General features: G+C 57.3%; 9 protein-coding genes and 1 tRNA gene. 5 read left to right on the plus strand and 5 right to left on the minus strand.

All coding sequences use genetic code 11. The features are described 5' to 3' along the window. The 3 genes from VJ604_RS12395 to VJ604_RS12405 form a co-directional block, all read left to right on the plus strand. Positions 1–1113: rolling circle replication-associated protein (locus VJ604_RS12395; RefSeq protein WP_324082933.1), on the plus strand; the 1113-nt coding region annotated here is incomplete at its 5' end. Between the two features lie 10 nt (positions 1114–1123). Then, a complete protein-coding gene (locus tag VJ604_RS12400) occupies positions 1124–1423 on the plus strand; it encodes a DNA-binding protein (RefSeq protein ID WP_324082935.1) in 300 nt (99 codons plus the stop codon). Between the two features lie 75 nt (positions 1424–1498). After that, positions 1499–2866: an Arm DNA-binding domain-containing protein gene (locus tag VJ604_RS12405; protein WP_324082937.1), complete on the plus strand. Its 1368-nt coding sequence runs from the start codon at positions 1499–1501 to the stop codon at positions 2864–2866. Between the two features lie 63 nt (positions 2867–2929). Here the strand turns inward: VJ604_RS12405 and VJ604_RS12410 are convergent. The 4 genes from VJ604_RS12410 to VJ604_RS12425 all read right to left on the minus strand — a co-directional run bounded on the left by VJ604_RS12410 (position 2930) and on the right by VJ604_RS12425 (position 5236). Beyond that, positions 2930–3004 (minus strand) — tRNA-Gly (locus VJ604_RS12410). A 194-nt stretch (positions 3005–3198) separates the two neighbouring features. Then, entirely contained in the window at positions 3199–3579 is a 381-nt protein-coding gene (locus VJ604_RS12415; RefSeq protein WP_324082939.1) for a response regulator, read from the minus strand. A gap of 233 nt (positions 3580–3812) precedes the next feature. Beyond that, entirely contained in the window at positions 3813–4526 is a 714-nt protein-coding gene (locus tag VJ604_RS12420; protein WP_324082941.1) for a C40 family peptidase, read from the minus strand. Positions 4527–5029: 503 nt separating this feature from the next. Continuing rightward, positions 5030–5236: a hypothetical protein gene (locus tag VJ604_RS12425; RefSeq protein WP_324082943.1), complete on the minus strand. Its 207-nt coding sequence runs from the start codon at positions 5234–5236 to the stop codon at positions 5030–5032. A 279-nt stretch (positions 5237–5515) separates the two neighbouring features. Here VJ604_RS12425 and VJ604_RS12430 point away from each other — a divergent pair, with 279 nt between their 5' ends. Then, positions 5516–5854: a hypothetical protein gene (locus VJ604_RS12430; protein ID WP_324082945.1), complete on the plus strand. Its 339-nt coding sequence runs from the start codon at positions 5516–5518 to the stop codon at positions 5852–5854. Between the two features lie 339 nt (positions 5855–6193). Then, the gene (gene pal / locus VJ604_RS12435; RefSeq protein ID WP_324082947.1) at positions 6194–6778 is read left to right on the plus strand and encodes a peptidoglycan-associated lipoprotein Pal; all 585 of its coding nucleotides are present in this window, start codon (positions 6194–6196) and stop codon (positions 6776–6778) included. A gap of 127 nt (positions 6779–6905) precedes the next feature. Here the strand turns inward: pal and VJ604_RS12440 are convergent, their stop codons facing one another. Next, positions 6906–7118: a GSU3473 family protein gene (locus VJ604_RS12440; RefSeq protein WP_324082949.1), complete on the minus strand. Its 213-nt coding sequence runs from the start codon at positions 7116–7118 to the stop codon at positions 6906–6908. Positions 7119–7325: the final 207 nt, after the last annotated feature.

Raw genomic sequence — 7325 nt, forward strand, 5'->3', positions numbered from 1 at the left:
CCCGGCTCTGCCGGGGGTATAGGTGGAAGGGCGGAACTGGTTTTAGCGACGCAGCAACAACCACTGCTGCCACTCCCAGGAATGGAAAGACTCTTCCCGCCGGAGGCGGTGCCTCTTGAACTTGATTATCGTACGATAACTCTGACAAAGGGTCACAGCAATCTCTCAGAAGAAGCCCAACAGCTCCTTGAGAAATGGGACAAAGAGGGGGCTGTCAGTCGTGGTGCTTGCCTCAAAATTTTTCCTAATGGGGAGATCACCGGCGGCTATTACCGTTCGGGGCGTAGATCCATCCCTAAAAAGGCCGAAAAGGTCATTTCCCAGACGTTCACCAAACAGGCACGTAAAACCATCCGGCGTGCTGCCGAATGCGCCTCTACCGAATTCAGGCTCTTTATAACCCTCACATTCGATCCAAAACAGGCCCAATTGAACGATCATGGGCAAGTTGACCAGAAGTGGGCGAAGAAGGAATTCAAGCGCTTCCTCAACACCATCAAAAAGAAATACGACCGCCGTTTAGAAAGACTCGGGACTGAACAGAAGGAGCTTAGTTACATCTGGGTCGCGGAGATTCAGGAGCAGCACACCAAGAACATCCATTTTCATATTCTGGTCGATCAACCATTCATTCCGGTGAAGTGGCTTGTCGATATTTGGGGGCAAGCAGCAAACAGCGTCAACGTCAAGAGGCTGAATAACCAGGAGCACGCTGTCCGGTACATGCTCAAGTACATGGGCAAAGGTCACTGCCCTATCGAGGGGAAGAGGTACGGCATGACTCAAAACCTCCTGGCGGGAATGAAGCCCCAAGAGATCAGGTTTGAAGGGGAAGACAAGCGGGAAGCATTCAGGACCGTGAAAAGAAACTTCTACTGGCAAATCGAGAAAGGCGGCGGCAAGGTCACCGACTTCGGCCTCTTCATCCCCGCTCCCAGGCGTGAAAAAATCTGGAGAGATAAACAGGGCAAATTCCACAAGACAAAAGCTGTCTCCCGCGATCTCGGCAGGCTGTTCCTCCAGGCGCTGGGAAAACCCATGAAAAAGATCGATTGGGAGCATGAAATCGACGGCGCTACCACAGACACCTTCTCCGATGAAGTTCCGTTCTGAGGAGGTCGACATGGACGCCTACACCACTTTCCCTCAAGGCGCTGTACCTGAATTCATCACGGTTGAACAGCTGGCGGATCGCCTCCAGGTCTCCCGCGCCACCCTCTTTACCTGGAAGCAGACAACGGAGCTAATCCAGGGTCGCCACTACTTTAAACGGGGGCGTGTCCTCCGGTTCGTCTGGTCGGCTGAGTTGGCTCAGATTCTCCTTGGAGGATCGGCAACGGATGACGGCAAGCCCTCCCCTGTCCGATCTGTCAAACCGGCGTCTAAGCAGGCCAAATCTAATCCGGTCAATTGGGAGTACTAAGTGATGACTGAAATATGTTATGGTTCCTCTCGGACTTTGGCCGGTGGGGATGTGGATAGCTCAACGGAGGCATCCATGAAGCACAAAACCCACCAAGCAACTCTGCTCTTTGACATCGAGGAGAAGAAACAGGGCACCATCATCAGAAAGCCCGGCTCTCGTAACCTCTACTTCCTCTTCTACTACTTCAACCGCAGGGTGGAGAAAACAACCGGCCTTGCCGACACCAAGAAGAACCGGGAAAAGGCGCGGGCCTGGCTAGATCGGGCAATGGAGAAGATAGAGGCTGGCAGGTTCGTCTTTGCCGATGCCTTCCCTGGAGCATCTGAAGAGGAAAAGGCCTACTTCGCCAAGCTGGAGGGATGGCAGTATGCACCGGAACCTCGGGACATCCTCTTCGGCGCTTATGTTCAGGAATGGTACAGCACCGTCTGGAGCCACTACCCGGAAGGGACCAAGATGGACGATTACAAGCAGGTCATCGACTACTGGCTCTTTCCCTACTTCCAGGACAAAACCTTCTTCCAGATCAGCGGCGTGGAGCTTCAGAAGTTCATCACCACCCTGAAATGGAAGAAAGGGAAACACCAGGGGGAGCCACTTTCCAAGGCGCGAATAGTCAACATCCTGATCCCGCTCCGCAACATCTGGAACGATGCCTGCGACCAATACCGCTGGGTGCTGCACAACCCCTTCACGAACCTCAAGAAGCACCTTCCCAAGAAACGACCCCAGCGGCGGGAGGGGTTCCGCTTCGATGAGTGGCTGCTCTTCCTGCAACACGTCGATCCCTGGTATCAGCCGGTCCTTGAATTGATGATCCTCACCGGGATGATCAATTCGGAGATCGCAGGGCTTCGGAAAAGCGACATCCACCCCGATTATATCCTGGTGCAACATACCATCGTCAGAGGGCGGGAACAGGACACCCCGAAGACACCCTACCGCATCAGGAAAGTCCCCATCACCCAGGCGATCAGGAAGCGGTTGGACATCCTAACAGCCCGAAGCACCGAGGAGCGGCTAGTCACCACCAAAAGCGGCACCGTGTTCCACCCTGCCAACTTCAGAAAGGACGTATGGGAAAAGGCGCAAAGGGCGAGCGGTATAACCGATAAAGTCCCCTACTCCCTCAGGCACACCTTTGCAGCGTGGTCGCTGGCTCTCGGGATCGACATGAACAAACTGGTGCGCCTCATGGGGCATGGTTCCAAGAAAATGGTGTATGAGGTCTACGGGGATTACATCGAGGGGGTGGAGGAAGACGCTTGGAACATCCTGGAGTATTACGGGCGGGACTTCCTGGAATCCAAGAAGCAGCGGCGGCCCAGCTTCCTGGGGCATCCTGGGACAACCACGGTGATCCCAGCTTCGTTCCTCCAGGTCGCCAATGCAGCTTCGTATCAAGCAGAAAACGCCGCACTTCCATTGAAGCTCTCTTAGTGAAAGCTTTGGTGAAAGTCGGGGTCTATTAGGAAGAATCCCTCAGGATTCCGTTTAGTTATTTGGAGCGGGAAACGGGGTTCGAACCCGCGACTTCAACCTTGGCAAGGTTGCACTCTACCACTGAGTTATTCCCGCTCAGTGAGTCCTCGTCTTATAGCAAATGTGAGAACGGCAGTCAACAACAAAAAGAGAGAACGGCGATTACTTTAACCACCAAAGACACGGAATGACACGAAAAAATTGCCAGGTGACAGCCCAAGATCTCAACGTTCTTGCATTGATCTCCTGCTTTTTTCGTGACTTTCGTGTCTTTCGTGGTTGCGATGTTGCTAGCGTTTGCCGGTGAGGGCGAACTTGATGCACTCGTACACTTCCTTGGGGACAAACGGCTTCTTCAGGATCACCTTGGCGCCGACGTCGAGGGCGGCCTGGGTATCGTAGTCGGCATCGGAGGCGCTGGCGATGATGACCTTGGCGTTACCGTCCAGGGCCATGATGTCCCGGGTGGCATCGATGCCGTTCTTCTCGATCATGTAGATGTCCATGATGATCACGTGGGGACGCAGCGCCTGGAACTTTTGAACCGCTTCCGTCCCGTCCCCCGCCTCGCCAGCGACGGTGAACCCTATCTTTTCCAAGGTGTCACGCAAAACCTTGAGAAAGAAAACCTCATCGTCCACTATCAGGACCCGGATGTCCTTCAGAGCCATCGTTCCCTCCACACATCGCCGCAGTCTCACTGCCACTTCTTCTTTTACAATTTCCCGATGCAATTGTCAAAGGGCGCCGCTCATTAAATTTGAGCGTGTCGCTGTTTGCCCGTGTTGCGGACGAGATACAGAAGGGCGAAAGGCTGCCAAGGCTAATGACTGTCGCATGAGAGGTAGATCCAGTCCGACAACGGGGCAGGCTGAAGGAAGTAGCACGGGAACAGCCTGCGGACTCAGACGATGCGTTTGGCCCCCATGAAGCGCGAACGGTAATAATCGGTGTTGAGGTTGGAAACCGTGACCTCTCCCTTGACCGACGAGGCGTGAATCATCTTGCCGTCTCCCAGGTAGATTCCGACGTGGGAGGGGTAGGACGCGTAGGTGTGAAAGAAGAGGAGATCCCCCTTCCGCAGCGATCCCTGCTCCACGTCGCTCCCCACCCTGCTCTGCTCGCGCGCCGTCCTCGGCAGCTCGATCCCCTGCTGCCGGAAAACGTGCTGCACGAAGCTGGAGCAGTCGATACCGTTAGAGCCCTCTCCCCCGAAACGGTAGGGAATCCCGAGATACTCGGCCGCACTCTTACCGATCTCGTCAAGGGCGCTCTCCGCCTCCTGGGGCAGCTGGTCGCCCCCCGCCGGCTCCGGCAGGGAGCTACTGTTCGCATTAGTCGTGGCAGCAGGGCTACCTTGCCGACAGATTCCCCGCAGGTCAGCGCAGACGCCGACCAGTAAGGATTCCAGCGGCCCCGGCACTGAGGGCGCGGGGGTGGAGTTCTCATCCTCGAACAGGGAAAGGGAGTGCTGCATCATCTCCATCCGGAACAACTCCGCGGCAGCCCGACGCGACCTGCCGGCAGCCGCGCCGTCTCCCAGCGATTCCAACACCGAGTGAAAGCCCGAGTTGAGGGGGGATGCCTGGTTTTGCCTGGAGCGAGCGTCTTCCGGCAAGGCCGCGGAGGGTGAAAACGTTGACAAGGGATTTATCGCCATCGGTGCTTCCTTTTTCGATCGGTCTCCCAAGCTGAACAGCGGGAGGATCGGGTGTGAGCGAGACATCTTTTTGACGTGAGATTGACTGAGGGTCAAAAAGGTGAACCTCCGGCTGCGGGCGCGGGAGCCAACCGACCAGACTGAAAGGGCGAAACGCCGGGGAAGGGAGACAGCTGGTGCGGCACAGCAGTTCGCCGCAGGTCACCTGAAGTGACTATTTTGCAAGATGCCGGCCAAGCCGCGAGGGAGCTCCTGGAGCGGAAAGTATCCGGTGACCCCGGGTAGGTGATGATAAAGGAGGTGATGCCGAAGGAGGTGATACAGAAGGAGGTGATACAGAAGGAGCAGGTGTGCTGGGAGAGCGGCGGCAGCGGAGGGCACACCACCCCACCTCAGCCACTCCGATCGGGGGGCTGCAGAGGACGCTTCACAAGTTAACGGAGCAGATTGGCAAGGTGCCGTTAGTCGCCGAAACCCTCGTCATCGGCAACCTCCGGTGTCCCGCGGGAGGTCTTGGTCACGGTGCCTTTATATAGGATGTACTGCCGCTGGCAGGAACAGGAATAGATAAGCTTGACACTCCAATGGTCCTGGACGTAGCTTGGATACTCGTTGCGCAGCCCGCACTCGCAGGTGAACCCCTTCTCGTCATTCTCGATATTTCCCATGATGCCCCCATCCCCACCATTATATTATGATCACTGACAGGATTTGTAGCTACATGAGTGGCGCCGGGTCACGGGGATGCGACGGACGCCGACGAGGCCAACTCCTTCATTTCATTAAAGTATCATAGTCAAAAGATTATGTATACACATTCTATGCAGCAAGGATTGAAAGTCAACAGCATTGACAGGATTTCCAAAAAAAGAGATGACACCCGGCGAGGCACCCCCTCCTTTTCAGAGAACCATTGCGATTTCGCGATTTTTCGTGTAAAGCATGGCATGATGAAAGGACTCCGCGCATTGAACATCAACAGGAAGCTTTTGGGCTGGATCATGGCCCCCCTCTTCCTGTGCCTGATCGGGATGGGGGCAAGGGTGCCGAGCCTGTGCGGGCCGCAAACTCCCAAACCCCGGCCGCGCGCCATCATCGAAAACTCCGTCAAGAACAGCGAAGTCAACATCGTGAAGCAGAGCGCCATGGCCGCCGAACTATGCGGCGCCCAGCCGGCCCTGCCTCTCCCCCGCGAAATCCGGACCACCTTCCAGGAAGAAGCCTACTACTTCTCCTCGCTCAGTTCACCGCCAAGGGACGCACGCGCCCCGCCTTCGAGTTGCTGATTCTTCTCCATCACTTTTACCTGGAGCTCGTCCTGACCGCCCCCCATCCCGCGCCCCGTGGTTTGCGTCGCGACCGTCTCCAGGTATGCCAATGACCACTGGCCCACAGCCAGCTCGCCTGCTGCAGTGAGGCCGCGGTCTGGGCCACGGGAGCAGGACCAGCATCCCGGCAATCGCCTTCAAGGAGTGCCAGACACTCCCATCCCACCCCCCGCTGCCGGGCCCCTCGTGGAGGGAGGAGCAGACAGAACTCATCGAAGGCCACCAGTTCCAGACATCTTTGAACAGGCGCCCACCGGAAGGTGGCGTCCTAACCTAACAGCAAGGAGAACGAAACCCATGAAACGAAGCATCGGCCTCTACCTTTCCATCGGCGTGGTGGCTCTCGCCTGCTCGGCGGGTTGCGCAAAACAGGAAATCGTGAAGAAAGACCAGATGGTCCCGCCGGCCGCCGCCACCGAGACCAAGGAGCCTGCCAAGCCTGCGGCTGCCGCAGCTGCTGAGCAGCCCAACGAGAGCGGCCTCAACAGCGCCGCCCTCAAGGACAGGCGGGCAGCCGAACCGGCACCCTCAGAGGTGACGCTGCAGAGCGCCCTGGAGAAGATCTACTTCGACTTCGACTCCTCCACGCTGTCGCCTAAGGCGCGCAAGAGCCTGGACAAGAACGCCGAGCTCCTCAAGAGTAAGGCCGGCAGCAAGATTCGGATCGAAGGGAACTGCGACGAGCGGGGCTCCGACGACTACAACCTCGCCCTGGGAGAGCGGCGCGCCAAGGCTGCCCGTGAGTACCTGGGGCACCTGGGGATAGCCGCCGAGCGGGTTTCCTCCATCAGCTATGGCAAGGAGAAACCGGCCGTCCAGGGGCACGACGAGGCGGCAATGGCCAAGAACCGGCGCGACGAGTTTGTGGTGACCGCGGAATAAGCAGGACGTGACGGAGGGCAAGCGGCGAGAGCGCTTGCCTGACAGACGAGAAGAGAAGGGCGGCCCCTGACTGCTCCCCGGCCAATACGGGGGAGCAGTCAGGCGGCTGGATCAGATACCGTGGAGGTCAGGCGACCGTACGCTTGAAGAGAAAATCGCTCCACCGGTTGCCGGATTTGGTCATGGGCTGCTGAGATTTCCTGATCGGGTCGCGCCCGATCTGCACCCACCCGTCCGCCCTCTGGAAGGCGACGATCCTCTGCTCGCGAATGAGGTAGTCCAACATGTAAGCGGGGACGGTCCGCTCCTCCCCGTTGGTGAATATTACTGAGATTCCCATACCGAAGACTCCATCGTACCAGCTTGTCCAATCCACACTCACCTCCCAGCAGCATACAAAAATCCCACCTTTCGACAATAGCAATTTTAGATCACCCCTCCCCTCCCGCTCAACATAATATTCCCTAATCGCCCGCCAGCACGGGCGTCGACCGACGGCTCACCCTTCCCTCCCCCCTCCCGCATCCCATGCTGGCAAAAAAGGTAA

The organism is Geomonas sp. (assembly GCF_035254065.1).
GTDB lineage: Bacteria > Desulfobacterota > Desulfuromonadia > Geobacterales > Geobacteraceae > Geomonas.

What these genes read in the sequence shown, in the direction of transcription:
- VJ604_RS12400 (WP_324082935.1), top strand. Translation starts at nt 1,124, where the DNA reads ATGGACGCCTACACCACTTTCCCTCAAGGCGCTGTACCTGAATTCATC.
- VJ604_RS12405 (WP_324082937.1), top strand. Translation starts at nt 1,499, where the DNA reads ATGAAGCACAAAACCCACCAAGCAACTCTGCTCTTTGACATCGAGGAG.
- VJ604_RS12415 (WP_324082939.1), bottom strand. Translation starts at nt 3,579, where the DNA reads ATGGCTCTGAAGGACATCCGGGTCCTGATAGTGGACGATGAGGTTTTC.
- VJ604_RS12425 (WP_324082943.1), bottom strand. Translation starts at nt 5,236, where the DNA reads ATGGGAAATATCGAGAATGACGAGAAGGGGTTCACCTGCGAGTGCGGG.
- VJ604_RS12430 (WP_324082945.1), top strand. Translation starts at nt 5,516, where the DNA reads ATGATGAAAGGACTCCGCGCATTGAACATCAACAGGAAGCTTTTGGGC.
- pal (WP_324082947.1), top strand. Translation starts at nt 6,194, where the DNA reads ATGAAACGAAGCATCGGCCTCTACCTTTCCATCGGCGTGGTGGCTCTC.
- VJ604_RS12440 (WP_324082949.1), bottom strand. Translation starts at nt 7,118, where the DNA reads ATGGGAATCTCAGTAATATTCACCAACGGGGAGGAGCGGACCGTCCCC.